Origin of the sequence: Campylobacter sp. US33a (assembly GCF_004378855.1) — a bacterium.
In the GTDB taxonomy this organism is placed as follows: domain Bacteria; phylum Campylobacterota; class Campylobacteria; order Campylobacterales; family Campylobacteraceae; genus Campylobacter_D.
In genome coordinates this window covers 132,042-158,032 of sequence record NZ_RYYL01000001.1, presented here as the reverse complement: position 1 = coordinate 158,032, position 25,991 = coordinate 132,042, and the positions used below count along the sequence as shown (strand labels likewise).

24 protein-coding genes and 2 pseudogenes are annotated in these 25,991 nt (G+C 31.4%); 5 read left to right on the top strand and 21 right to left on the bottom strand.

The features are described from left to right. Positions 1 to 73 precede the first annotated feature (73 nt). The 20 genes and pseudogenes from bioD to yajC form a co-directional block, all read right to left on the bottom strand. Positions 74 to 673, bottom strand: coding sequence for an ATP-dependent dethiobiotin synthetase BioD (gene bioD, locus ELQ16_RS00775; RefSeq protein WP_134237677.1), 600 nt, complete (start codon positions 671 to 673; stop codon positions 74 to 76). Positions 674 to 684: 11 nt separating this feature from the next. After that, the gene (locus tag ELQ16_RS00770; RefSeq protein ID WP_134237676.1) at positions 685 to 999 is read right to left on the bottom strand and encodes a multidrug efflux SMR transporter; all 315 of its coding nucleotides are present in this window, start codon (positions 997 to 999) and stop codon (positions 685 to 687) included. An 8-nt stretch (positions 1,000 to 1,007) separates the two neighbouring features. Next, positions 1,008 to 1,424 carry a multidrug efflux SMR transporter gene (locus ELQ16_RS00765; RefSeq protein ID WP_134237675.1) on the bottom strand — a complete coding sequence of 139 codons (417 nt, stop codon included), beginning with the start codon at positions 1,422 to 1,424 and terminating at the stop codon, positions 1,008 to 1,010. 72 nt (positions 1,425 to 1,496) lie between these two features. Further along, on the bottom strand, positions 1,497 to 1,949 hold the full coding sequence (locus tag ELQ16_RS10510; protein WP_407919952.1) for a methyl-accepting chemotaxis protein: 453 nt from the start codon (positions 1,947 to 1,949) through the stop codon (positions 1,497 to 1,499). Positions 1,950 to 2,810: 861 nt separating this feature from the next. Then, positions 2,811 to 3,464, bottom strand: a pseudogene (locus ELQ16_RS10505) (cache domain-containing protein); the annotation flags it as partial. A 120-nt stretch (positions 3,465 to 3,584) separates the two neighbouring features. Then, the gene (locus tag ELQ16_RS00755; protein WP_134237673.1) at positions 3,585 to 4,226 is read right to left on the bottom strand and encodes a uroporphyrinogen-III synthase; all 642 of its coding nucleotides are present in this window, start codon (positions 4,224 to 4,226) and stop codon (positions 3,585 to 3,587) included. Next, positions 4,204 to 4,836: a thiamine phosphate synthase gene (gene thiE, locus ELQ16_RS00750; protein ID WP_134237672.1), complete on the bottom strand. Its 633-nt coding sequence runs from the start codon at positions 4,834 to 4,836 to the stop codon at positions 4,204 to 4,206. Before thiE ends, ELQ16_RS00755 begins: the two co-directional genes overlap by 23 nt. Continuing rightward, on the bottom strand, positions 4,826 to 5,638 hold the full coding sequence (gene thiD, locus ELQ16_RS00745; protein WP_134237671.1) for a bifunctional hydroxymethylpyrimidine kinase/phosphomethylpyrimidine kinase: 813 nt from the start codon (positions 5,636 to 5,638) through the stop codon (positions 4,826 to 4,828). The genes thiE and thiD overlap by 11 nt, the downstream gene beginning before the upstream one ends. After that, positions 5,635 to 6,321 (bottom strand): 3-methyladenine DNA glycosylase, encoded by a 687-nt coding sequence (locus ELQ16_RS00740; protein ID WP_134237670.1) that lies wholly within the window; start codon positions 6,319 to 6,321, stop codon positions 5,635 to 5,637. Before ELQ16_RS00740 ends, thiD begins: the two co-directional genes overlap by 4 nt. Further along, complete coding sequence (locus ELQ16_RS00735; RefSeq protein WP_134237669.1) at positions 6,318 to 7,079, bottom strand: ATP-binding protein; 762 nt, start codon at positions 7,077 to 7,079, stop codon at positions 6,318 to 6,320. The genes ELQ16_RS00740 and ELQ16_RS00735 overlap by 4 nt, the downstream gene beginning before the upstream one ends. Beyond that, positions 7,060 to 10,014: a DEAD/DEAH box helicase gene (locus ELQ16_RS00730; protein WP_134237668.1), complete on the bottom strand. Its 2,955-nt coding sequence runs from the start codon at positions 10,012 to 10,014 to the stop codon at positions 7,060 to 7,062. Before ELQ16_RS00730 ends, ELQ16_RS00735 begins: the two co-directional genes overlap by 20 nt. After that, a complete protein-coding gene (locus ELQ16_RS00725) occupies positions 10,014 to 10,409 on the bottom strand; it encodes a polymer-forming cytoskeletal protein (protein WP_134237667.1) in 396 nt (131 codons plus the stop codon). Before ELQ16_RS00725 ends, ELQ16_RS00730 begins: the two co-directional genes overlap by 1 nt. Continuing rightward, complete coding sequence (locus ELQ16_RS00720) at positions 10,349 to 11,245, bottom strand: M23 family metallopeptidase (protein WP_134237666.1); 897 nt, start codon at positions 11,243 to 11,245, stop codon at positions 10,349 to 10,351. The genes ELQ16_RS00725 and ELQ16_RS00720 overlap by 61 nt, the downstream gene beginning before the upstream one ends. After that, a complete protein-coding gene (locus ELQ16_RS00715; protein WP_134237665.1) occupies positions 11,232 to 12,410 on the bottom strand; it encodes a Mur ligase family protein in 1,179 nt (392 codons plus the stop codon). The genes ELQ16_RS00720 and ELQ16_RS00715 overlap by 14 nt, the downstream gene beginning before the upstream one ends. Further along, complete coding sequence (locus ELQ16_RS00710) at positions 12,397 to 13,770, bottom strand: hypothetical protein (RefSeq protein ID WP_134237664.1); 1,374 nt, start codon at positions 13,768 to 13,770, stop codon at positions 12,397 to 12,399. Before ELQ16_RS00710 ends, ELQ16_RS00715 begins: the two co-directional genes overlap by 14 nt. Next, positions 13,754 to 14,266, bottom strand: a complete 513-nt coding sequence (lptE, locus tag ELQ16_RS00705; protein WP_134237663.1) for an LPS assembly lipoprotein LptE — start codon at positions 14,264 to 14,266, stop codon at positions 13,754 to 13,756. Before lptE ends, ELQ16_RS00710 begins: the two co-directional genes overlap by 17 nt. Next, positions 14,263 to 16,695: a leucine--tRNA ligase gene (gene leuS / locus ELQ16_RS00700; RefSeq protein ID WP_134237662.1), complete on the bottom strand. Its 2,433-nt coding sequence runs from the start codon at positions 16,693 to 16,695 to the stop codon at positions 14,263 to 14,265. Before leuS ends, lptE begins: the two co-directional genes overlap by 4 nt. Before the next feature lie 9 nt (positions 16,696 to 16,704). Further along, complete coding sequence (secF, locus tag ELQ16_RS00695) at positions 16,705 to 17,676, bottom strand: protein translocase subunit SecF (RefSeq protein ID WP_134237661.1); 972 nt, start codon at positions 17,674 to 17,676, stop codon at positions 16,705 to 16,707. Then, positions 17,676 to 19,253: a protein translocase subunit SecD gene (gene secD, locus ELQ16_RS00690; RefSeq protein WP_134237660.1), complete on the bottom strand. Its 1,578-nt coding sequence runs from the start codon at positions 19,251 to 19,253 to the stop codon at positions 17,676 to 17,678. Before secD ends, secF begins: the two co-directional genes overlap by 1 nt. After that, positions 19,246 to 19,518: a preprotein translocase subunit YajC gene (gene yajC, locus ELQ16_RS00685; protein ID WP_134237659.1), complete on the bottom strand. Its 273-nt coding sequence runs from the start codon at positions 19,516 to 19,518 to the stop codon at positions 19,246 to 19,248. Before yajC ends, secD begins: the two co-directional genes overlap by 8 nt. Here yajC and ELQ16_RS00680 point away from each other — a divergent pair. The 3 genes and pseudogenes from ELQ16_RS00680 to ELQ16_RS00675 all read left to right on the top strand — a co-directional run. Continuing rightward, on the top strand, positions 19,491 to 20,804 hold the full coding sequence (locus tag ELQ16_RS00680) for an apolipoprotein N-acyltransferase (protein ID WP_134237658.1): 1,314 nt from the start codon (positions 19,491 to 19,493) through the stop codon (positions 20,802 to 20,804). The two genes, yajC and ELQ16_RS00680, sit on opposite strands and share 28 nt — an antisense overlap. A 138-nt stretch (positions 20,805 to 20,942) precedes the next feature. Beyond that, complete coding sequence (locus tag ELQ16_RS10380; RefSeq protein ID WP_279586248.1) at positions 20,943 to 21,074, top strand: hypothetical protein; 132 nt, start codon at positions 20,943 to 20,945, stop codon at positions 21,072 to 21,074. Between the two features lie 35 nt (positions 21,075 to 21,109). Then, a pseudogene (locus ELQ16_RS00675) lies at positions 21,110 to 22,310 on the top strand (Cj0814 family flagellar-dependent secreted protein); the annotation flags it as partial. A gap of 225 nt (positions 22,311 to 22,535) precedes the next feature. Here ELQ16_RS00675 and metK read toward each other — a convergent pair. Beyond that, the gene (gene metK, locus ELQ16_RS00670; protein WP_134237657.1) at positions 22,536 to 23,732 is read right to left on the bottom strand and encodes a methionine adenosyltransferase; all 1,197 of its coding nucleotides are present in this window, start codon (positions 23,730 to 23,732) and stop codon (positions 22,536 to 22,538) included. 111 nt (positions 23,733 to 23,843) lie between these two features. Between metK and sstT the strand changes: the two genes are divergently transcribed. Beyond that, positions 23,844 to 25,100 (top strand): serine/threonine transporter SstT, encoded by a 1,257-nt coding sequence (sstT, locus tag ELQ16_RS00665; protein ID WP_134237656.1) that lies wholly within the window; start codon positions 23,844 to 23,846, stop codon positions 25,098 to 25,100. 9 nt (positions 25,101 to 25,109) lie between these two features. Next, positions 25,110 to 25,991: an aspartate carbamoyltransferase catalytic subunit gene (locus tag ELQ16_RS00660; RefSeq protein WP_134237655.1), complete on the top strand. Its 882-nt coding sequence runs from the start codon at positions 25,110 to 25,112 to the stop codon at positions 25,989 to 25,991.

Genomic DNA, 25,991 nt, shown 5'->3' with positions numbered 1-25,991 from the left:
TGTATTAAAAATAAAAACCATGAAGTATTAACTTAAATTGCCAAATAAGAATATTTTAAATATAAAGCTTAAATTAAGTCAGTATCTTTTCCACTTCCTCTTTAAAAATTTTGCTTTGAGCAAGTAAATTTTGAGCAGTAAAAAAGGGTAAATTTGTTATCTTAACTTTGGTGTAATTTTGTATGAATTCATCTTGCAAAAGATCTTTTTCGCCCATCATTACAAGGGCTAGAATTTCAATATTTCTTTGTTTTAAAGCTTCGATGCTAAGTAAAATATGATTGATGCTTCCAAGATAGTATTTTGCTACTAAAAAAGTAGGATGCTTAAAGCGCGCCATATAATCAATCACTGTTTTTTCATCATCTAAAGGAGTAAAAAGTCCACCCGCACTTTCTATAAGCAAATGTTCACTCTTTGGCAATGCTATATCAAAGGCTTTATAGTTTAAATTTTCTTTTTTTCTACCAAGATGAGGAGAGGCAGGAGTTTTTAAAAGCATTCCTTCTTTAAAAATACGCGTTTTAGGACAAAGTTTGCGTATAAAATCACTGTCCGTTGGCTCGCCTGCTTGTATCAGTTTAAAATAATCAAAACCAAAATTCGCACAAAGTGCCGCACTACAATGTGTTTTGCCTGCATCTGTATGTATACCACTTATATAAATTTTCATAGCTTTAACTTTCAAGAAACAAGTTTTAAACCTACACTGCACAATAAAATCAGCGCAATAAAAAAGAGTTTAAGAAAATTCTTATTTTCCTTAAAAAACACCACTCCAACAATAACTCCACCTCCAGCGCCAATACCCGTCCAAATCGCATAAGCAACACCCATAGAAATACCTTGCATTGCTAAAGACAAAAAACCAAAACTACACATAAACAGCATGATAATGGCAAGTAAAAAAATCTTTCTATTTGTACTTACAAATTTTTTCATCGCAATAACGCCAAAAATTTCCATACAACCTGCCAAAAGTAAAAATATCCAACTCATCTAATGCCTTAGTTTAATTTTTGCAAACCCTCATCAAGCTCATCAAGCCCTAAATTTTGCGCGAGTTCATTAACGGTATTTTCATCATTTTCCTTACTGACGAATTTTAAGCCAATGACACTTAAAAGCAAAAGGGCGATTAAGGAGATTTTTAGCAAAGAAAAATTTTCATTGAAAATAAGCATTTCAGATAACACAACGCCACTCGTACCAATGCCCACAAAAACAGCATAAGCTACGCTAACTTCAATGTGTTTCATCGCAATAATGGCACAGCAAAAAGAAATTAAAATTCCAATACCTGTAAATATATAAAGCGTGAAATTGTCAGCGTATTTCAAACCACTTACCCAAAAGCACTCCACAATGCCACCAATGATAACTAAAATCCAAGCGATTTTTGAATTCAATTTAACTTGTGCCATAAAGCTCCTTTAAAATAGGCGATTATAGCACTTAGAAGATGAAAAATCAAGGCAAAAAACTAGCCTTGATTTTTAGAATTTTTTGCGTTTAACATCACTGACTATGGTATTTGCCATAATATCGATTTCATTAGCAACCAAATGAGTGGTTTTTACAAAATCTGTATTTTGCTGCATAATATGATCAATTTCTGTGATAGAGTTATTAATCTGATCAATACCTTGTGCTTGCTCTTTTATACTTTCATTCATTTCGTTGATAGACTGAAGTAAAACATTTACATTAGCTTCAATTTCTTCAAGTGATTTTTGCGTTCTTTCAGCCAAATTTCTAACCTCATCTGCAACAACAGCAAAACCTCTTCCATGCTCACCAGCCCTTGCAGCTTCTATAGCAGCATTTAATGCCAAAAGATTGATTTGATCAGCTATATCTCTAATAACATTAGTTACTTCTCTAATATCATCGCTTTGTTTAACAACTTCTTCAGTGCGTCCTGCAACTGAATTCATTGATGCATTCATTTGATTAACTGCTGCGACACTTTCTTGGATGGAGCTGACTTGATTATCTGTTCTTTGCGATACTTGCTCCATGTTTTCTTTTAAAATACCAGCTTTATTTTTAAGATCTTCTCCACGACTTAAAGACGCATGAAGCATTTTTCGAATTTCCTCACCTAAGATATTGGATACTTTTTCTACTTCGCCCTTAGCTTGTGCAATGTTTGTCGTAAAATCAAGCTCTTTATAGCTATCAAAAACTCTTTGAATTTCATTGATATTTGTTCCTATGCGAGTTTCTAAAATTTCAAACATAGAGTTTAAAACTTCTTTTAATTCTTGTAATTGTGGGTTAATAGGATTTTCACTAATTCTTAAATTTAAATTTCCTGATTCTATATTTCTGCCTATGCTAGAAATTTGACGCACGGTGCTAATATCTTTTGCAAGCGATTTTTGGATAGAATGAATATTTTCATTAATTTCTAGTGCCATATGACCAAATTCATTTTTACTTTGACAATCAATAAGCACAGGCTTTTCGATCTTATGATTAAGATAATCAAAAAAAGAATCAAGACCTTTAGAAATCGCCTTAATTGGTTTTAAATTCGCAATAATAACAAAACGCATTAAAATAAATGCCACGATAATTGCCACTATACCTATTAAAATTTGTTTTACTAAAATAGCATTAATCGCATCAGTATAAACAGCCTCCTCGGCAATATTACAAATGCTATATTTTGCATTTGAAGATCTATCACAAACCACAGCCTTAGGAGTACCAACATTAACAAGTAAAGGCGTGTGAGCCGGTCTTGCTTTCATTTGATTATTTTGTAAATATTGTTTTGCTATTGCTTTGCTAAGCTCTGTTGAACCTAAAAGTTTTGCAGGATCTTCGCTGAAAATAATTACACCTTCATCTGTTAAAACCTGAGTGTAGCTTTGTGGAGTTTTACCATAGGCCAAAACATCATTAGAAAATTGTTGCATATCATAATCTGAAGCCACAACACCGATAAATCGTCCATTTTCATAAAGTGGCAAAGCATAAGTAACGGTGATTTTACCACTAGAAACTGATTTATAAGGCTCTGTAACTATTAAAACTCCAGCATTTTTTGCTTCTATATACCAAGATCTTTTTCTTGGATCATAATCACTAGTTTGTGGACTTTGATGGTTTTTATTTGATCTTAGCATCAAACCACTATCTTCAAAACCCACATAAGTAAGCTCAAATTTAAAACTTTCTTGAGTATTTTTAAGTAATCCGTAAACTTTATCTATATTTTCTTGAGTATAATGAAAATCCTTTAAACCTTTAGCAAGAACATTTAAAGCATTTTTTCTTTCCAAAGTGTAACGATTAAATGAATTTGAAACACTGTTGACCGAACGCTCTTGATTTGCCACCAAAAGTTTGTAAACATTTTCTTTTGACTCAAAATAACTAAATGCAATAGTTATCAACAAAATTAAGGTAATTAGTAAACTAATAACCAAAGTAAGCCCGTTAACCAAACCCATTTTGTAAAAAATATTTTTTAAAGCCTTAGGCATTAAAAACTCCTTTCAAAATTAAGAATATGTTAACTAAATTATAACTCTGAAAAAATAAAAAATATCTAAATATGATAAAATAAGTCTTTAATAAGAATTTTGAGTAAGTTTTTTTGCTAAATTCACACAAGTTTTCAAATCTTGCTTTTCACAAATGTAAATATTTTTAAAATTTGAAAGTTTTTTGGCTGTGCTTTGTCCTATTGCGATGATTTTATCTTCATTGCTTAAAGAATAATTTTGCAAAAAATTTTCCACACCCAAAGGTGAAGTAAAAATAAAAACTGCCGGTTGCTCTAGTTTTTTTTCGCTTTTTTTAAAAATATTTTCATAAACAATGATTTCGCTTAAATTAATACCATAATTTTTAAGATCTAAATTTAAAGTAGAAGCAATATTTTTAGCTCTTAGATAAAGACATTTTTGATTTTTTAGCTCCTCTTTAAATTCATTAAAAAGATTCTTACCATAAGCAGCTTTAGGAATTTTAATATTTTTAAAACCTAGACTTTTAGCGAATTCAGCTGTGCTTTGCCCTACTGCGTATAAATTAATATTTAAATTTAAAATAATTTTAGCTTTTTCTAAAGCTTTCAAAGCATTTTTAGAAGTACATATCAAGGCGTCAAATTCACTCAAATTCACGCTAAAATCATAAAATTTAATTTCATTTAAAATCAGATTTTCTACACCTTCAAAAGGAGTTTCATTTAAGAGATAAATTTTCATCGATTTTTTGTTTTAATTCTTTGGCCGCTAAAAAAGTATTTTTAGCATCCATTATCGCACGAACGACCGCAACACCGCTTATTTTAATGCCTTTTAGCTCTTTAATCACTTCTTTATCAATCCCACCAATTGCCACTACGCCAATGGGACTTTTTTCACAAATTTGGCTTAAAATTTCAAGACTTATTAGCGAACTTTCTTTGGTTGGAGTGGTTTTAATCGCACCACAACCTAAATAATTCGCCCCTTGTATGTAGTTTAATTGCTCTAATTTTTTAAGGCTTAAACCTATAATTTTTTCTTCCCCTAAAAGCTTTCTAGCGATGCAAATTTGCAAATCTTCTTGTCCTAAATGCACCCCATCAGCATTCAAAGCTAAGGCGATATCGACTCTATCGTTGATTAAAAATGGAATTTTATAAAATTTACAAAGCTTTTGCACTTTTAAGCCAAGCTGATAAAATTCCCTTGAGTTTAATTCTTTTTCGCGAAGTTGGATAATGCTAACTCCGCCTTTTATCGCTTCTTCAAGTGTATTTAAAAAAAGCTCATCGCTTTTTTTACCACGACTTGCCACAAGATAAAGGCTAAGATCGAGTTCATTTTTCATTTAAAAACCTAAAAAAATGATTAGTCGGGCCACAGCCTTTGCCTAAATTTAAAGAATAATAAATGGCATTTCTGACATATTCTTTTGCCTCGCTTACGGCATTAAATAAATCTTTGCCTAAGGCTAAATTGCTAGCAATGGCTGAAGAAAGCGTGCAACCTGTGCCGTGAGTATTTTTTGTTTCTATGCGTTCGCCTTTTAAAATAAAAATTTCTCTACCATCAAAAAGCACATCATTGGCATTTTCTTCGCTATGTCCGCCTTTAAGCAAAACCGCTTTTGCACCAAGATCGCATAAGTGCTTGGCTGCTTTTATCATATCTTTTTCATCGCTAATTTTAAACCCACAAAGAAACTGTGCTTCTGGGATATTTGGCGTAAGAATATCTGCAAATTTCACTATGATCTTTTTAAAAAAATCACAATTTTCTTCAGGCATTAAAGCAAAACCATTTTTTGCAAACATCACAGGATCAATCACGACATTTTGGGGTTTAAATTGTTCTAAATTTTTAGCCACACACTCCATAAGCTCGCATGATCCTATCATCCCTATCTTAGTTGCTTTTGGCACTATATCTTCAAAAACTGCAAGCATTTGCTCATCTACGCTTTTAGTAGGCACATCATGCACTGAAATTACTCTTGCGGTATTTTCAGCCACCACGCTTAAAATCACACTCATACCAAAAAGATTGTGTGCGCTAAAAGTTTTAAGATCAGCTTGCACACCTGCCCCGCCACTACAATCACTTCCAGCTATGCTTAAAACAGGGATTAATTCACTTCCTTTTGCTCTCATTTTTCTTCCTTTAAAATTTTTATCAATTCCTTGCCTTGATCGCTTAATTTTGCACCCTTAAAGGCAATTTTTCCAAAAGCAATGATTTGGGCGTGAAAAATTTGATAAAGCTCATAAAGCTCGTAATTTTTACCCAAAAGTTTATTTAAATTTTCACTTTCATTCTCAATGCCACTTTCAAAAAACTCTCTTAATTCTTCATAATTTTCAAATTCATAACCCAAATAAAAGCTAAGTCTTTGTGTGTAGCTATCTACGACTAAGAATTCTTTTTTACACAAATAATTTAAAATACTATCAACACTCTCATAGCCCAAGCCTTTAATATTTAAAAGCCATTCTCTACTTACGCTTTCTTTGAAATTTTCTAAATTTTCAAAAGTATTTAAAATATTTTCTACTAAACCCTTTAATCTTTTAGCCTTGGTATTATAAAATCCGCTTGGTTTTATAAGTGTGGCAAGTTCTAAATTTGACAAAGAAGTAATTTGTTCTAAATTTGAAATTTGTGCGTTTTTTAAATTTGCTAAGGCTTTTAAAACATTATTCCAATTAGTATTTTGTGTCAAAATTACAGAAATTAAAAGCTCAAACTCGCTAAGTCCTCTATTTTCAAGCCAATCAAACTCACCAAAATCAAGCTTTAAATCAATCAGCTTTGCAAAAATTTCAGCCCCATTCATTTAAAACTCTCCTTAAAAGCCAAATAAAACTGCTTAGCGGTTCGCCCACCCCTACTTGCTCTTAAATTTGCAAATTCCTTCGCTTTAGCGTGCAAAAGTTCTTTATCACACTTAATATCTTTAAAATAAAAATCAACAATTTCTAAATACTCGCTCAAGCTTCCTTGATAAAAACTAAGCCAAAGTCCAAATCTATCACTTAAACTGAGTCTTTCTTCAGCCGCATCACTTTGATGAAGTTCGCCGTGATTTACTTGCATATAATCATTATCGCTTTTATTTTCACTTAGCAAATGACGACGATTTGAACTTGCATAAATGAGTATATTTTTTGGCACCGCTTCAATGCTACCTTCTAAAAGTGGCTTTAAAAATTTATAACTATCATCATCTTTTTCAAAAGAAAAATCATCACAATAAAGTATAAATTTAAAAGGCTCATTTCTTAGCTCATCAATGATATCTGCTAAAGCAAATAAATCTTCTTTTGCGATTTCAACAAGTCTTAAATTTCTTTCTTTAAATTCATTAAAAATAGCTTTGATTAAACTTGATTTTCCTGTGCCTTTTGCACCCCATAAAAGTGCGTGATTTGCCCCTTTTTCTTCTATGAAATTTAAGGTATTTTCAAAAAGAGCCTTTTTTTGCTTTTCTATACCCACTAAATCCTTTAAAGAAATTTCATCAATCTCTAAAACAGGCTTTAAAATATCTTTTCTTGCCCTATAAATTGCTGCTTTATATTTTTGCCAATCCATCATCATTCTTTCTTAAATGTGTTAAAATCGCCTCTATGATATCATCATCGTCTTTGCTTTTTGCTTTGATGAGTTCTTTTTCATCGTTGATTTTTGTAAATTGTATATTTTGCTCAAAATTGCTTATACTCTTAAATTTACCCAAAGCTAAAATTTTAATCACAATAAGCGCTAAAAACTGCTTAGTATAAATATCAAGCTTGCCAAAACGATCTTCAATTTCTCCCTCAATCTCATAAACCTCATTTACACTGCCACACTTACTAAGCCTTCTATAAAGCTCAAGCCTTAAACGATCTTCGCTGATGAGTTCATGATTTAAAAAGGCGTTGATGTTAAGTTTTAAATCGATTTTTTTCTCTTCAAAGCTCTCTTTTTTTGTCAAGGCATTTAACTCATCTTCTAGCATTTTAAGATACAAGCTAAGTCCGATTTGTTCTATATGTCCGCTTTGATCTATGCCTAACAAATTCCCACCGCCGCGAATTTCAAGATCATGATATGCCAAAACCGAGCCTGCGCCCAAATAAGAATTGCTTTCTAAAGAAACAAGGCGTTTTAAGGCATCTTCTGTAATGGTATTTTTATCTTCGACTAAAAAATAACAATACCCCTGCCTGTCGCTTCTTCCCACGCGACCCCTAAGCTGGTGCAAATCTGCCATTCCAAAACGATCACTTCTTTCAACTATCATCGTATTTGCATTGGCTAAATCAATACCACTTTCCACAATGGAGGTACTTAAAAGCAAATCGTATTCTTTGTTTTCAAATTTAAGCATTTCTTCTTCTTGCACCTTAGCATCGATTTTAGAATGCAAGATAAGAATTCTTAAATTCTTAAACAAATCAAGCAAATGTTTTTTACACTGCTCTATACTTGCAATATGATTGTGAATATAAAAAATTTGTCCGCCACGCCTAAGTTCTCTTGCAATCGCTTCTTTTAGCAAAGCATCATCATTTTCCTTAACGAAAGTTCTAACATCTAATCTATCTTCCGGTGGAGTTTGCAAAACACTATAGGATTTTATAGAACTTAAAGCTTGGTTTAAACTTCTTGGAATTGGCGTTGCAGACATGGATAAAAGATGGGAATTTTGCGTGAGTTCTTTTAATTTTTCTTTCTGTTTTACTCCAAATTTATGCTCTTCGTCAATAATAACAAGGGCTAAATTTTCACATTCCACATTTAAAAGTGCGTGAGTTCCAACAACAACACAAGGCTTATTTTGCTCTAAATTTGCCAACAAAGTCTTTTTCTCTTTAGCACTTGTAAAGCGGTCAAGCTTAAAAACTTCAATATCAAAAGGCTCGAAACGCTTTTTTAAACTTTTAAAATGCTGATGAGATAAAAGCGTTGTGGGAGCAAAGAAAAAAGCACAAAAGCCACTTTTTACCACAGGATAAATAGCATTCATAGCCACTTCAGTTTTACCAAAACCCACATCGCCACTTAAAAGCCTATCCATAACTTTGCCATTTTCAAAATCGTTTAAAATTTCTTCACAAGCCTTGTTTTGATCCTCTGTATAAGAAAAACCGGCTTTCGAAACGAAATCAGCTTGATTTGCATAATCAATTTTGATTTCCTTTGGTTTTATCAAAGCTCTTTTTGCCGCCATTATGACAATTTGCGATGCAATGGCTAAAAGCTTGGTTTTTAATCTTTCCTTTAATTTAATAAAAGTCGTCTTTCCTAAACGATCTAAAAGTGGTATGCCTCCGCTTGCTCCTAAATATTTATCTATCATATAAAGATTTTCAACTGGCAAAAGAAGTTTGTCTTTGTTTTGATATTCAATAGCCACAAATTCTTTTTTAGCTCCACTAATGCTTATCATCTCAAGTCCTAAAAATTTCCCTACTCCATAATCTTCATGTACAATAAAATCACCACTTTTTAGTTCATCGATGATCAAATTAGCTTTGCGCTTATGTTTTTGTTTTTCTTTGCGATTTAAAGAAATGACAAGCTCTTCATTGCTGATTAAATTAACAATCAAATCGCTTTTAACAAAAGAAATATTTTGCGTATTTTCAAGCTCTAAAGCCTTAAATAAAGCTTCGTTTTTAGCTAGTATGGTGATTTTTTTATTTTGATGAAAAGAGAAAAAATCTTTATTATAAGAGCTTTTTAAATCCTTATAAATTTTAGCCTCAGGAATGATTTTAGCATTAATTTTAGCTAATTTTTCTAGATCTTTTTCATCATCAAATTTTTTAATGCTGATAAAATCAAGTTCTAAATAATCATAAAAATCATCAATACACCAAAAACCCAAAGAATTTATATCACTAATTAAAACATCGCTATTAAAATTCTCTAGTTTTTCTTTAAAATTTTCATAATTTTGACTTGAAAAATGTGTTAAAAAAGGGCAAATTTCCAAGCTTTCATACTCATTGGGAATAGATTTTTGAGTAATGGGGTCAAATTTTCTAATGCTTTCTATCTCATCTGCGAAAAGTAAAATTCTAGTAGGCAATTCTTCATTAATACAAAAAATATCAACGATTTCCCCACGCACACTTACTTCGCCCTTATCTTGGACTATATCGACAAATTCATAACCTAACCTTGCAAGCTCATCTTGAAATTCAATTAAATTAAAACTTTTATCTTTAGAAATGAAATAATTTTTAAGATGCGATTTGGAAGGTAGTTTTTTAAGCACAGTTGCAAAAGGAGAGATGAGAATCTTCTTTCCATCAACTTTGTGATAAGCATTTAAAATCTTACAAAGTTCAAAAAGTTCTTTAGAAAAGGCTCTTAAATCATCTCCGAACTCAGCTCTAAAATCAGGCAAAACAAAAGTTTTCAAACCTTTTAACATAGAAATTTGAGAAAGCAAAAAAGCTTCTTTATCATCCTCACAAAGCACTAACTGCGCTATTTTCTCACTTTGTAAATATTCAAAAAAATTAGCTTGCATTACTCATTAACAACATTAGCATTTTCTATCAAGGGCACATCATCTTTAATTTTGCTGTTTCCATTAAATTTACCACCATTTTCTATAGAAATTTCTCTTACAACAACATTGCCACTTACAATTCCACCTGCTAAAATTTCTAAACTATTTGCTTCTAACTCACCTTCAAAAATACCATTTACAACAACTTTATCGGCATTTAATTGCCCTTTTAAAGCCCCACTTTTTCCAATAACAACTATACTTTGTGAATTAATAGTTCCACTAATTTCTCCATCTAAGTGCAAAATAGAATCAAAATAAAATTGCCCTTCTATTCTTGCTCCTGATGAAATTACGGTTGTTTCTGTTGATACTGCTGCGCTAGTGACACTTGATTTATTAAAGATTGCCATGGCACTCTCCTTTCTTGATTAAAAATTTCATTAATATTTTTTCTTTCTAAATTCATAAAATTTAAAGGTTCTAAAGTTTTATTTACAAAACGAATTTCATAATGCAAATGTGGTCCAGTAGAAAGTCCTGAATTTCCTGTATAACCTATCAAATCACCCTTATTGACAAATTGACCTATGCTAACAACATTTTTTTGCATCATATGCGCAAAAACGCTTTTAAAACCGAAATTATGCAATAAAATTACTAAATATCCATAGCCATTATTATATCCTGCATACTCGACTACTCCATTAGCTGGCGCATAAATAGGCGTGCCAATCTCTGCTCTTAAATCAATTCCTGGATGAAATTCTCTTTTATCTAAAATAGGATGCTCTCTCCAACCATATTTCCCTGTCATTCCTTTATTTTCTATAGGCCAACCGCTTGGAATTTGCGTTAAAAAAGCAAGTTGCTGCTCATTGGTTAATCTTAAGGTTTCTAGTCTTTGTGCGATGCTTAAATTATTTTCTATTTCAAGTCCCAAACGCTCTTCTAAACTTGTGATTTTATCTTCAATAGCGGCATATTCTTGTGCTTTTTGTTCAATGCTCTCTTGCATTTGCTTGTTAATCAAAGAAAGCTCTTGTCTCTTATCCATAAGTTCTTGTTTTTTTTGTGTTAATTGCATCACTTTACTGTCAAGATAATGAATATAAAAACCGCTAAAAATTAAAAACACAAACACAAAACCCACTATATATAAAACAATTTTTTTAATGATTTGACTCAAATAAAAATGCTTTGAACCATTGATATCGGTAATGGTTATTGTGAATTTATTTTTTAGCAAAATATTCCTTTAAAAAATTTTCAACCAAAACAAAAGAGCCAAAAACAAGATATTTATTTTTCTCATCAAAAAAAGTAAATTTTTCACACGAAATATTTAACTCATTAGAAATTTGTTTAATCTGCTCTGTTGCAAGCTTTCTGTCTGTGCTTTCATATTCATAAATTTGAATTTTATCAATTATAGGCTTTAAAGTTTTTAAAACAGCAAAAACATCTTTATCTAAAAAACTATTATAAACAAGTATCAGTTTTTGCCCTAAAAAACGCTCTTTAATCGCTTTTGCTGCTAATTCATTATGACCTACATCTATAAATAAATTAGGTGTAATTTCTTCGCATCTTCCTCTTAGATCCAATTGGGGTAAAATTTTTAAAATATTTAATATTTTTTCTTTAGAATTTAAAAGAACACTAAAAGCAACAGAAGCTAAAGATAAATTATGCTCTAAAAAAGATGGCAAATAGTATTTTTGCGAATAAGTTTTAATTGCGAGCTTTAAATTCTCATCACACTCTTTTTGCATAATATGCAAATTTATATCTTTTAAAAGGGTGATTTTTGTAAGTTTTTCCAAAACTTCTTTTTCTTGCTCATAAGAGCAAATCGTTTCTTTTGCTAAAACCTTAAGCTTTGTTCTTGCAATACTTGTTAAGGTGTTTCCTAAAATTTGCATATGATCAAAACCAATTTTTGTTACTATACTCATTTGCTTTAAAAATACCGAAGTTGCATCATATTCTCCGCCAAGTCCTGCTTCAAAAATCACAAAGTCGCAATCCTTAAAAAGCATAGCTGCTAAAAAGGTAGCATATTCAAAATAACTTAATTTTTCTAAATCTTGCTTAAAAATTTCTTGCAATTTTTGATGTGCTATATTTAATTTTTCATCACTTTCAAGCTTATAATTTCGCCAAAATCTCTCATTAAAACTAAAAATATGTGGGCTAGTATAATGTCCTACATCAAAGCCACTCTCACAAAGCATTTGTGCTAAAAAACGACCTGTGCTGCCTTTGCCATTAGTGCCAATGATTTGTATGATAGGTTTTAATGAAAGATGATTTTTATACTTTTCATACATTCTAAACATCATAAAATAATCAATTTTTTGATAATTCATACTTTTAGAATTTAAAAAAGCTTTATAATCACTTATTATCATTTTCTATCTTTTTTAAAAGTTCTTCGTAAATATTTGCACTAGGATAGCTTTGCTTATCGATAAAAAAACTTGAAATTTTAGGGATAATTATATCTTGTTTGTAAATAAATCTCGTAGAAGTGATGGTTTGAATATTTTGTGCAATCATTTTTTCAAGTTCTTCTTTATTTTTACCACGCACAATTAATAAATAAGTATTTTCATCCATCATCCATAATTCACCATTTTTTGAACAACTCTCTTGCAAAATCCTCTTAAAACGCGAAAAAATTTCATTGAGAGTATCAAGACCATATTTTTCCATAATAAATTGATAATTTGCTACCGTATATATACACAAAGCGTAATTAATATTATAAAGCTTAAAATTTTCATCCATTTTTTCAAGCTCGTTAGTTATACCCCAAGTTTCAATATTTTCATTTTGAGAATCATTGATTTGCGTATTTAAAATTTGCAGTTTTTCATTTAAAGACAAAAATTTCATTTTTAATTCTTCAAAACTTATCTTTACCTCTCCTTTTTCATCTTTAGGCAAAGCTTCGATAAAATCAATATGTTCTTGATTTAAATTTTCTAAGTTATGAAAAGCTTGAATGATATTTTTTAGATTTTTATCGAAAAAATTTAAATATTTTTGTGTATAAATATTATCATCCATAATGCGTTTATTAACCACATTCAACAAGGTGTTCTTAAAATCATTAAAAGAAAGCATAAAAGGTTTTTCTAAAAGTTGCTGTGTAAAAAGATCGATTTTTTTATCTTTAGCTAAAGAAGGTATTAAAGTAATACTAAGTAAATCAGCAAAATACTCATAAGATCTTTGCTCGAGTTGATTTAAAAGCTTTTTAATGCTAAGGCTAAATTCTTCATGTTTAATACCGTATTTTTTAAGTTCATTTTCAAGCTCCACATCATCGTATTTTTGTTCAAATTCTTGCCATTTTTTTTGAAGTAAATACATAGCTTCAGAATCCATAGCTTTACTAATGCGACTTGCACTCATACTTGCCATATCTTTGATTTTTCTATCTTTGCTTATTTTTAATATGTTTAAAATAGTATTTACAAGTTCAAAAAATTGATTAAACAATACTCCATTTTGCATATTAAGTCTCGAAACTAAAAAACTTAAAAATTCATCAACATTGCGTATATTTTTGCCCAACAATTCTTGCTGATACATAGGCATAAGCAAAGATTGATATTTATTTACCTTTGCTTTTGCACTTGTAATTAAGCCATATTTTTTACTTAATTCTTCAAAAATTTCTGTATAGTTTTCAGGAGTTGGTTTAAGTTTTCTCTCTCTTAAAAGACTTAAAGTTTCCCTAGCAATTTCATTGATGTTTGGCATTAATCTGGCCTTTTATTGCCATAATGGATACAAATTCATCAAAAGCCTCACTTGAGGCATTTTTGATTGCTTCAAAACGCGCAGTATCACTAATAATACTATTTGGTAAAATAGCAAAATCATAACTTCCACTCGTTTGCACAAAATCCTTAGTCCCATCTTGGTAAATAATTTCAAATTCCAAAATTAATTTGGCTTTATAATTAACCACATAACCATTTTCATCATAAATCAAAGGTATGAATACTAAACTATTAGTTCGCACATTGATTATAGTGTCAGCTTCATTTTTAGAAACTATTTTCTTATTGAATTTATTTAAAACAATCTCGCGGATAGAATCTATGATAAAAACACTGTTTCTTGGATCTTGCTGGCTGATTTCGACATTAACATAAATGCGTTCTCCAAAAATATTACCTACAATTTTACTTGTCGGCATATAACCACAAGCTCCAAAAAATAATACCCATATGCTTAAAATAATTTTTCTCATTTAATTACCAAATTCACAAGTTTTTGTTCTATATAAATTTCTTTAACCAAAGTCTTGCCCTCAAGCCATTTTGCTACGCTTTTTTTAGCAAGTTCTAAAATTTCTTCTTTATTAGCAGAGCTTGAAACTTCAAATTCAGCACGCTTTTTGCCATTTATACTCACGGCTAAATTTAAGCTTTCTTTTTCAAAGACTTCATCCTTAAGTTCAAGCTTTGAGAAATTTTGAAGTTTAAATAAATACTCACTTAATTCAAAACAAACATGCGGGATAATAGGCTCTAAAATATTTAAAATAATATAAAAACCCTCGATGCTAAGCTTTTCATTTTTAACAGAATTTAAAGCATTTAAAGCTTCCATACAAGCAGCAATTAAGGTATTAAAAGCAAAATTTTGCTCATACACTTCAAAAGATTTTTTCAAAGCTTCATAAACTTTTAATCTCGCATATTTTTCTTTTTTTGTAAGCGTACTATGATCTATAAGTGGAAATTCTTGAGGCTTAAGCCCCATAGCCCTATCAAAAAGCTTACAAATAAATCTATAAGCACCTTCGAGCGCATCATCATTCCATTCAAGTTCTTTAGCAGGTGGCGCTGCAAAAAGTATGAAAAGTCTTGCAGTATCTGCTCCATATTTTTTAATAATCTCATCAGGATCTACCACATTGCCTTTTGATTTAGACATTTTAGCTCCATCTTTTAAAACCATACCTTGAGTTAAAAGTCTGCTAAAAGGCTCATCATCACTTAAATATCCTAAGTCCCTTAGAGCTTTTTGAAAAAATCTTGCATAAAGCAAATGTAAAATTGCATGTTCAATCCCACCAATATATTGATCCACACTCATCCAATACTTCACACTTTTTTCATCTAAAGCCTTTTCTTGCCAAGTTCTCTCATCACTCGCAAAACGCGCAAAATACCAAGAACTTTCAAAAAAAGTATCCAAAGTATCAGTCTCTTTTTGTGCTTCTTGTCCGCATTTTGGACAAATACAATTTTTCCAAGTAGGATGCTTTTCAAGTGGATTTCCTTCGCCTGTAATTTCTACATCTTCAGGTAAGGTAATAGGTAAATTTTCTATTTTTTGAGGCACTATACCACAAGTTTCGCATTTAATCATAGGGATAGGCGCACCCCAATATCTTTGTCTTGAAACGCCCCAATCACGAATTTTAAAATTCACAACCCTTTTACCAATGCCATCTTTTTCAAATTTGGCTATGATTTTAAGTCTTGCTTCATTAGAGTCAAGTCCGCTAAATTCGCCACTTTCTATAAGCTTTCCTGTTTTTTGCGTAAAAGGAAGTGTAGCGTTTTCACTTTCAATAACTTGCTTGATATCAAGTTTATATTTACTAGCAAATTCAAAATCTCTTTCATCATGCGCAGGCACTGCCATAACCGCACCACTACCATAATCAGCCAAAACAAAATTTGCTACCCAAACTGGGATTTTTTCTTTAGTTAAAGGATGAATAGCATAAATTCCTAAGAAATATCCTTCTTTTTCACTGATTTGTCTTTCTCTTGGACTTTGATTTTGCATAGCTTTAATTTTATCTGCTATGCTTTTTTCTAAGTGATTTTTACTTAATAAATTTTGCACGATTTTGTGCTCTGGCGCTAAAGCCACATAAGAAACACCATAAATCGTATCTGCTCTTGTGGTAAAGACTTCAAAGCCATTCTCATTTGTTTTTTTAATGCTTTCTTCATCAAGTTTTAAACTAAATTCCAAACCTTCACTTTTACCTATCCAATTTTCTTGCATGGTTAAAACTTGAGAAGGCCATTTATCTTTTAAATTTTCAAGTTCTTTTAAAAGCTCATCTGCATAAACGGTGATTTTTACATAATATCCTGGCATTTTTTTCTGCACCACTTCATGCCCACAACGCCAACATTTTCCATCTTCGACTTGCTCATTTGCCAAAACGGTTTGATCTTGCTCACACCAATTAACATTTGCTTCTTTGGTATAAATCAAACCCTTTTCATACATTTTGATAAAAAATTCTTGCTCAAATTTTGTATAAAGCGGATCAGAAGTTGCAAGCATTCTTTTTTTAGAAAAAGAAAAGCCCAAAGAAAAAAGCTCATTTTGCATATAAGCTATATTTTCATAAGTCCAAGTTTTAGGATGAATTTTATGCTTTATCGCTGCATTTTCAGCTGGCATACCAAAACTATCAAAACCGATTGGATGCAAAACATTAAATCCCATTTTTCGATAATACCTAGCCATAGCATCACCTATACTATAATTTCTCACATGCCCCATATGAATACGTCCGCTTGGATAAGGAAACATCGATAAAATGTATTTTTTAGGTAAGGTTAAATCATCTTTTGGCTCAAAATAGCCATTTTTATCCCAAATTTCTTGCCATTTTTTTTCTATCACACTTGCATTATAAGCCATAATTTCTCCTTAAACTCTACCATTTTCATACATAGATCTAAGTTTTTCTTTATCTTGCTTTCGTTTTAGTTTTTCTAATTCTTTGTTTCTAAAATCCAAAACACTGAATTTAAACCAAAGCAAGGCAGGACTTGCTACAAAAATCGAACTCAAAGTCCCTGCTACCATACCCACAATCAAAGCTAAAGAAAAGCCTTCTATCATAGAACCACCAAAGAAATAAAGTATCACGACAGTAGCTAAAGTGAGACCTGAAGTTAAAACAGTTCTGGATAAAGTTGCCGAAACGCTTTCATTGATAATTGAAGGAAGTTCAGTGCTTTTGCTACTCTTAATTCCATCACGAATTCTATCAAAAATAATAATCGTATCGTTTAAAGAATACCCGAGCACCGTTAAAACTGCTGCTAGAGTATCCAAATTCACATCAATTCTAAATAAAGAAATAGCACCCAAAGTAATGATAACATCGTGAATTTCAGTAATAATAGCCGCCATAGCAAAACGCCATTCAAAACGCACAGCAATGTAAATTAATATCGCAATCAAAGATACTGCAATAGCCATTAAACCTTTATTTCTAAGCTCATCACCCACTTTTGGACCCACAACATCAGCACGACGAATTTCAAAATTCCCCGTTTGCTTTAAAAGCGAAGATATACTCTCGCCAATATCAGCACCAAGATTATCATTGCTTCCAGAAAAACGAATGGTTACCTCATCAGCACTGCCAAATTCCGTCACAGATAAATTCACAAAGCCACCCACTCCAGTTAAAATTTCTCTGATATCATTAATAGGTGCAGCTTTGTCGTATTTTAACTGGATTAAAGTTCCTCCACTAAAATCAATGCCATATTGCAAACCTCTGTCAAAAAGCAGATAAATCGATCCTAAAACCAAAAATGCCGAAAGAGAGATCGCAGCAAAACGCATTCTCATAAAATCATAAATTTTTTTCTGGCTAAAAAATTGCATCAAACTCTCCTATAACCAAACCAAAGTCTTGTATTATTGCTTTTTTCAATGCTACGCATAAAATAGTCAAACATTCCATGCGTTCCCCAAATCGCAGTAATCATAGACACCAAAATTCCAATCCCCAAAGTCACAGCAAAACCTTTGACTGGTCCTGTCCCATAAGCATAAAGCGCAACCGAAGTCACCAAAGAAGTTACATTAGAATCAATAATGGCTGTCATAGCATTTTTATAGCCTTGTTCTATACTGGTCTTTATACTTGCACCTTCGCGTAAAAGCTCGCGAATACGCTCATTAATAATCACATTAGCATCCACTGCCATACCTACAGTTAAAACAAGTCCTGCCATACCTGGTAAAGTTAGGGTTGCTCCAAACATTGCCATTACAGCTATAATCACAAGAACATTTACAAATAAAGCTATATTAGCAAAAACCCCTGCGATACCATAATACATCATCATAAAAACAACAATGGCTATTGACGCACCAATGAGTGCCATCATACTCATTTTAATGCTGTCTGCACCCAAAGATGGTCCTATACTTCTTTGTTCTAAAAGTTTAACAGGAGCAAGCAAAGCCCCACTTCTTAAAGCTACGGCTACATCTCTTGCTTCTTCAGTTGTGAAACTTCCACTGATTTGTCCACTTCCCCCACCTATGCGCTCATTAATAGAAGGTGCCGAATAAACTTTATTATCAAGTACTATAGCTAAACGCTTTCCAACGCTTTTTTCTGTGTAATCACCAAATTTCTTCGCCCCTTCTGAATTTAGAGTAAAATTAATCACAGGAGTATTGTTTTGCGAAAAAGCAACTTTAGCATCTGTAAGCGTAGAGCCATCAAGTATGGGTATGCTTTTAACAATGTATTTAATATTTTCATTTCTTGCATCACTTAAAATCACATCGCCATATTGCGCCGCATCGGCTTCGCTCATATTATAAACTTGATTCATTCTCGCATCATCGACTTCCATTAATTGTAAATGCGCAGCCTTTGTAATTCTTTCTTTAGCCCTTAGTTCATCTTCTCTGGTTTTAATCCCTGCTAGTTCGACTAAAATTTTATCTTCACCTTGCTTTGCAACTGTTGGTTCAGCCAATCCAAATTCATCAAGTCTATTGCGTATGGTTTCAACAGCTTGCAAAATAGCATAATCTTGCGTAGCTTTAATCTCTTCTGGGGTTAAAGAAATAGAATAATGCAAATTCGAAAAATTCACAGCCAAGCCATTGATATCTTTTAAGATTAGATCCATTTTCTCTACATCATTTTCATCAAGCAGACTAAAATCTATCCTATCATTGTCCACACTAAAACGATCAATAATGATATTTTCTTTTTCGATAGAATAATTTAGCGATGAAGCGATGGATTTGATTTTAGATTTTATTGCTTCTTCATTATCCACACCCAAAAGCATATAAAGTCCGCCTTGCAAATCAAGCCCTAAATTAATCTTAGCACCACTTTGTGATTGCATAAATGAAGGCATTGCAAACACGATCCCAAAAACAAACACCGCTGTAAAAATAATCAAGCGATAAGTGATTTTAAAATTACGCATCAATTTTCTTTGCTACAAATTCTCTTGAAATTTTTGCGGTAACATTTTCTTCATTAAGTTTAACTTTGATAAAATCCTCTTCTGGTTTTATCACTTCACAAATCAGCCCACCATTTGTGATGATTTTATCTCCTTTTTGCAAGGAATCAATCATCAATCTATGGTTTTTAGCCTGTTTTTGCTGAGGTCTAATAACCAAAAAATAAAAAATCGCAAATAATACGACAAGAGGTAACAATGAAGTCAAAATTGAATTTTCTGCCATTTTCTTCCCTTTTATTAGAAAAATTAAACCCTAATTCTACCATTTTTAAAATAATAAAAGTCTTTTTTGTAGCAATTTTACTTTCAAATCCTATATATTTTTCTTTTTTTGAAAATTTATTTTTAGAATTTATCAGCCCATTTTTAGCAATTTGGGGCTTGATACTTTTATTAAAATCTAGTGCCAAAGAATATTTTTGGACAGGGTTTTTTATTGGAATATTTTGGTTTTGGTGGGTAGGGCTTAGTTCTATTTATTTTGATTTATCTTATTTAATTCCTTTTATTATCTTGCTTATGGGCTTAATTTATGGGATTTTATTTAGAATTTGCCATCTTTTTAAGTATGATTTTTTAAGACTTTGTGCTATTTTTGCCCTTACTTATATTCATCCTTTAGGCTTTGATTGGCTTAATTGGGGAATTTTCACTGTTTATGGTGTGTTTGATGCAAGTTTTCGTGGCACGGTGGGAATTTTTTTAATCGCTTATTTTATCTATGAAAAATACATTTCAAGATATTATAAATTAGCCATTATTGCCATTATCTTTTTTTCATCTTTACAATACTCGCAAAAACAAGCAGAGCAATTAAATTTAAATTACGAACTTATAAACACAAATATTTCTCAAGATCAAAAAACACAAAGCCAATACTTTTTACAAAATTCAGAGCAAATTTTAGCTTGGGTTAAAGATGCTATCATTAAGAAAAAAGACTTGGTTGTTTTGCCTGAAACTTCCTTTGCTTTTGATATAAAATACGCTTATAATGGTCTTTATTTTGATACCTTAAAAGAGCTTTCAAGGGACATTATTATTGTCGTTGGAGCCTTTAACATACAAGAAGATAAAACCTACAATAGCACTTATATTTTTGGCAAAGGCGAAGTAAAAATTCTAAACAAATACTATCTTGTGCCCTTTGGAGAAGAAATTCCTTTTTTCAAAGACTTGGTACAAACTTATTTTTTACCAAATATAGAAGAATTTCAAAGAGGAAATGAATTTAACCAATATACCTTAAACAACCAAAACATAACAAATGCGATTTGTTATGAAGCAACCAAAGAAGTGCTTTATAAAAATTCAAAAATCATCATAGCCATTTCAAACAATGCTTGGTTTAATTACTCAAGTGAGTATAAATTGCAAAAATTACTCATACAATTTTACGCAAGTAAATATGGTGTAACCGTGTATCACGCCACTAATGGAAAAGAAAGTGGCATTATAAAACCTAAAGAAATATTTGTGCAAAAAATTAAAAATTATTTTAACAAGTAAGATGAAAATTAATACCGCTACAAAATGATTATGGCTGAGCGCATTGTCGATAAATTTTCTCATTAATTGAAATTTTAGTTAGGAAAAAATCATTTTTGCCGATTTATCTTGTAAATCTTATTTTACAAGGTGGCAAAAATGATTAATGGTATAAATTCTTATTCAAATTATAATTACACAACCACTTTAACCAATAATACTCCAAATACAAAATCATCTAATATCACAAATGATACTCAAACCTTGTTAGTGATAAATCGCAAGCAGTAAGCAAAATACTAGGCTATGGCGTAGATAAAGATGGTTTTTTTACAAGTGATTTTAACGAAGCTGCAGGATTACCTAAAGATTATAAAATTTATGCTAAAGATATGGAAAATTTTATTAACAAGCAACAAGATGATAATAACTATTCTTCAACTTACTTTCAAGTAGATATAGCAAAAACCTTAGGTAATGCCTATAAAGTTTTTTCACAACTTGTTCCAAAAACTTTAAATTCTAGCTTTTCTCAAGAAGAATTAACAAATATGCCTTATGCTTTTGTTATAGACAATAATCTTAATGTAATCAAAACAAGTTCTTATGAAAATTACAGTAAGAATATTTTTGGCAAAGATACAAGTGATAATTGGAATCTAAGCTTCAACACGCTTGAAGGAATTGGTTTAAAATTAAACCCAATAAATAGTAATAATATTTTCCACGCTACACAAGATACTGTGCTTATTAATAAAAATATCTATACTAATGCTGATGGCAGTATAGATAAAGGTGGTGTTTTGATGGCATTTTTGAATACTACTACACCCATAGGATTTCATAAAACAAACTCACTTTTAGATGGGGATACTAAATTACTTGGCAAAATAATCGGTCTAGATAAAAATATTGGCAATGATGAGCGTGAAGCTTTTATGAATTTTATGACTGCAAATAAATTAAATAGTGCCTTTATATATAATCCTAATAGCGATAACACTTGGAATATTTTTAAAGAGAAACTATCAATGAAGCTTTTTCTTAGAAGAAGCGATAACATAGGAAATATTGAACTTTCAAGACTTGCAATAGATTTAGATAAAGAATATCAAGAAATGATTAACTCTAATATGAGTTTAGAAGAATTTAAAAATAAATATCTTGATTTTAAACAAAGGCACGATGAATTTGTAAAATCACCAGAAGAAGTAGAAAAGGCAAAAAGTATAGATTATGATAAATATCCTACTGGAAAGCCTATTGATGATACAAAAGCAATTGAAGAAGCATAAAAAAAAGAGAAAACCCATACAAGCAGAAAGCAAAAGCGAAACTTACAAAGATGATAATAAAATGAATGAGCTTTTAAAAAAGCTACTAGAAACTAAATTTGGCACAAGCGATGAGCTAGAAATTCTTTTTGGCGAAAATTTTAAAAGTGAAATTAGTGATGATGATACAGGGGAATTTAATAAAATTCTTTCTTTAAATTCTGCACCAAAAAGTATAGATATTAGGGCTTAAGAATTATTTTTATCAACAAGGGTTTTAATATCCCTTGCATTTTTTTAGAGTCTTTAATCATCCCCCTATCAAGAAAAATCTTTGGCTTTATCTTTGATTTTAAAAGCTTTCTTATAAATCGTGGATATATTTTACAATTTCAATAAGCTATAAAATAAGTATTTTAGAGTTTTTATTTAAGCAGTTTTAGAAGAAAAAAGCCTTGAAAATTCAAGGCTCAAAAAATTATAATAATGTTTTAAATTGCTCTATCGCATCAAGCTTTTCCCAAGGATAGTCTTTTTGTCCTACTTGACCGCGTGCTGCAACATCAGCATATAAAAAAGTATCCTCACTTGGCTTATCAAGAGCAAATTTATCGCGAATCCAATTTGGTGTTAAAGGGAAATTTTTCATTACAAATTCACTCAAAACATCATCATTTGCACTTGTATTTGTCCCCATGCAATCTACACTTACAGAAGTTGGTTTTGCAACACCTATAGCATAGCTAAGCTGAACTATACATTTTTTAGCAAGCCCTGCTGCGACAATATTCTTAGCTAGCCATCTACCTGCATAGAGTCCGCTTCTATCAACTTTTGTATAATCTTTACTCGATTGCGCACCACCGCCTATTGGAGAATATCCCCCAAAACTATCTACTATGAGTTTTCTTCCGGTTAATCCACTATCATGCAAAGAAGAGTGATTGACATATTTTCCAGTTGGATTGATTAAAATTCTTGTTTTAGCTGGATCAAAAAGTTCTTTTGGTAAATTTGTTTCTAAAATAAGTTTATTAACCAAAGTTCTTAAATCTTCTATTTTCATACTTTCAACACAAGGCGCAGAAACAACTATAGTATGGATACTTTGCGGTTTGCAATTTTCAAAATTTACTTTTGTTCCATAATCAATCGTTACCTGAGTTTTGATATCCACACCAAGCTCATGCGGATTAGCCTTTGCATAAGCATAAACCTTATCGCAAAGCATTCTCGCATAAGAAATAGCTGCTGGCATATACTCATTAGCTTCACAACTTGCAAAACCAAACATAATACCTTGATCACCTGCTCCCGTTTCGCCATCTTCTTGATCAACGCCTTGATTAATATCAGGGCTTTGTTCATTTAAAAACACCATAACATCAACCTCATCAGGATGCAAACATTGCTCTTTACTAAAATGCCCACTTCCTGTATAGCCAATGTTTTTCAAAACATCTTTAACTAAATTATCGTAATCAAGCTTACCAAGCTTGTGATTTGACTTAACTTCGCCTCCTATCACAACCTTATTTCCTGCGACAAAAACCTCACTCGCCACCCTTGAATTTTTGTCATTTTTCAAGAGTATATCCACTATTGTATCAGCGATTATATCAGCACATTTGTCTGGATGACCTGCGCTTACGACTTCTGAAGTGAATAGATACATAAAAGTCCTTTCGTAAAAAATGAACTTTGCATTATATATAAAATATTTAAAATAAATATAAAAAAAATTCTGCTAAAATCAAAACTTGCAAATTTTCATTTAAGGCTTAAAATGTTTTTTAAACTTGTAGAAAAATACAAAAACGGAAATTTAATCTTACAAATTAGCATTGGTATTGTATTAGGAATTTTAGTGGGGCTTTTTTCAAAATATTTAGCTTCTTTTTCAATGCAAAGCTCGCAAAATTTAATCGAATTTGTTAGCATTTTTGGTAATCTTTTCACAGGCGCACTCAAAGCTATAGCTCCGATCTTAGTTTTTATTTTAATTTTAACTTCAATTTGCACCAAAGAATTCACTCAAAATAGTGCAAAAATGAAAAATATAGTCTTTTTATATATAATAGGCACTTTTTTAGCATCAGCAAGCGCGGTAATAGTAAGCTTCATTTTTCCTATAGAACTTATTTTAAATGGAGTTCAAAAAGCAAGCAATGCTTCTCCTGCTCACATTAGTGATGTGTTTAAGGATTTATTATTTAAGATTGTAGATAATCCCATCAACGCGCTTTCAAGTGGAAATTATATAGGAATTTTAGCTTGGGCAATAGGTGCTGGAATTGCCTTAAGACATTGTTCTAGTGAAGCAAAGCAAATTTTTATTGATATCAATGAAGGGGTTTTAAAAATTGTTAAATTTATAGTTAAACTTGCTCCTTTTGGAATTTTTGGACTTGTAGCAAATTCAGTCGCACAAACAGGTTCTGATGGACTTTTGAGTTATTTAAAATTACTTATAATTTTAGTTTTTACTATGCTATTTGTGGCCTTTGTGATTAATGCTTTAATTGTTTTTATTTATACGAAAAAAAATCCTTTTCCTTTGATTTTTATTTGCATCAGGCACAGTGCTGTTTTTGCATTTTTTACAAGAAGTTCAGCAGCCAATATCCCTGTAAATATGTCACTTTGCGCAAAACTTGGCATTGATAAAGATCTTTATAGTATTTCAATCCCACTAGGCGCTACGATCAATATGGCAGGAGCTGCCGTAACCATAGCCATTTTAAGTCTTAGTGCAGCTCATACTGTTGGTATTGAAGTGGGACTTTTTCAAGCTATTTTACTTAGTATCATCGCAACTTTCGCAGCTTGTGGTGCAAGCGGAGTGGCTGGCGGATCACTTTTGCTTATCCCTTTGGCTTGTTCTTTGTTTAATATAGATTATGATATAGCTATGCAAGTGGTTGCGGTAGGTTTTATTATAGGCGTGATTCAAGATAGCACAGAAACTGCTTTAAATAGCTCAACTGATGTATTATTTACTGCGATTTGTTCTAAAAATGAGTTAAACTATAATCTCAAATAAAGGAAAAAAATGAGACATTTAATCACAACAAAAGATCTAAGCAATGAAGAAGTTTTAAAGCTATTTAAAGATGCAAAAGAATTTTTAGATGAAAAACCAAGAACCTTACTAGAAGGAAAAAGCATTACAACTATATTTTTTGAAAATTCAACTCGCACTCTTTCTTCTTTTGAAAGTGCTGCTAGAAGGCTTGGTGCTAAGGTTTTAAGATTAGATGTTTCAAGAAGTAGCTCCAGTAAAGGTGAAACACTTTATGATACAGCAGCAAATTTAGACGCCATGGGTCCAAGTGCTATTGTGGTAAGACATCATCACTCAGGCGTTCCTCACAGTTTGGCTACCCATGTTAATTGTCCTGTTTTAAATGGCGGAGATGGTAAACACGCCCATCCTACTCAAGCCTTACTTGATCTTTTTACCATAATGCAGCATTTTGGTGAAGATGTAAAAGGCAAAAAACTTATTATAGTAGGAGATGTTAAAAATTCGCGCGTTGCTGCTTCAAATATGGAATTGCTTCCGCGTTTTGGCATTGAAATTTCTTTGGTTGCACCTCCGCATTTTATGCCAAATTATCCTATAAAACAATTCCACCAACTTAAAGATGCTATTGAAGATGCAGATATTATTATGAGCCTAAGAACGCAAACTGAAAGACATCAAACTCAAGTATATAGCTCTTTAAAAGATTACGCGAATGATTTTTGCATTAGCAAAGATTTAATTAAAGATAAAAATCTTATCATATTGCACCCAGGTCCAGTGCACCGAAATATAGATATTAGCGATGAGGTTATGCAAGATAAAAGGTGTAAAGTTTTAACTCAGGTTAAAAATGGAGTAGCGGTTAGAATGGCTGCTTTAAAAAAATTAATTTTAGAAAATGAGTAA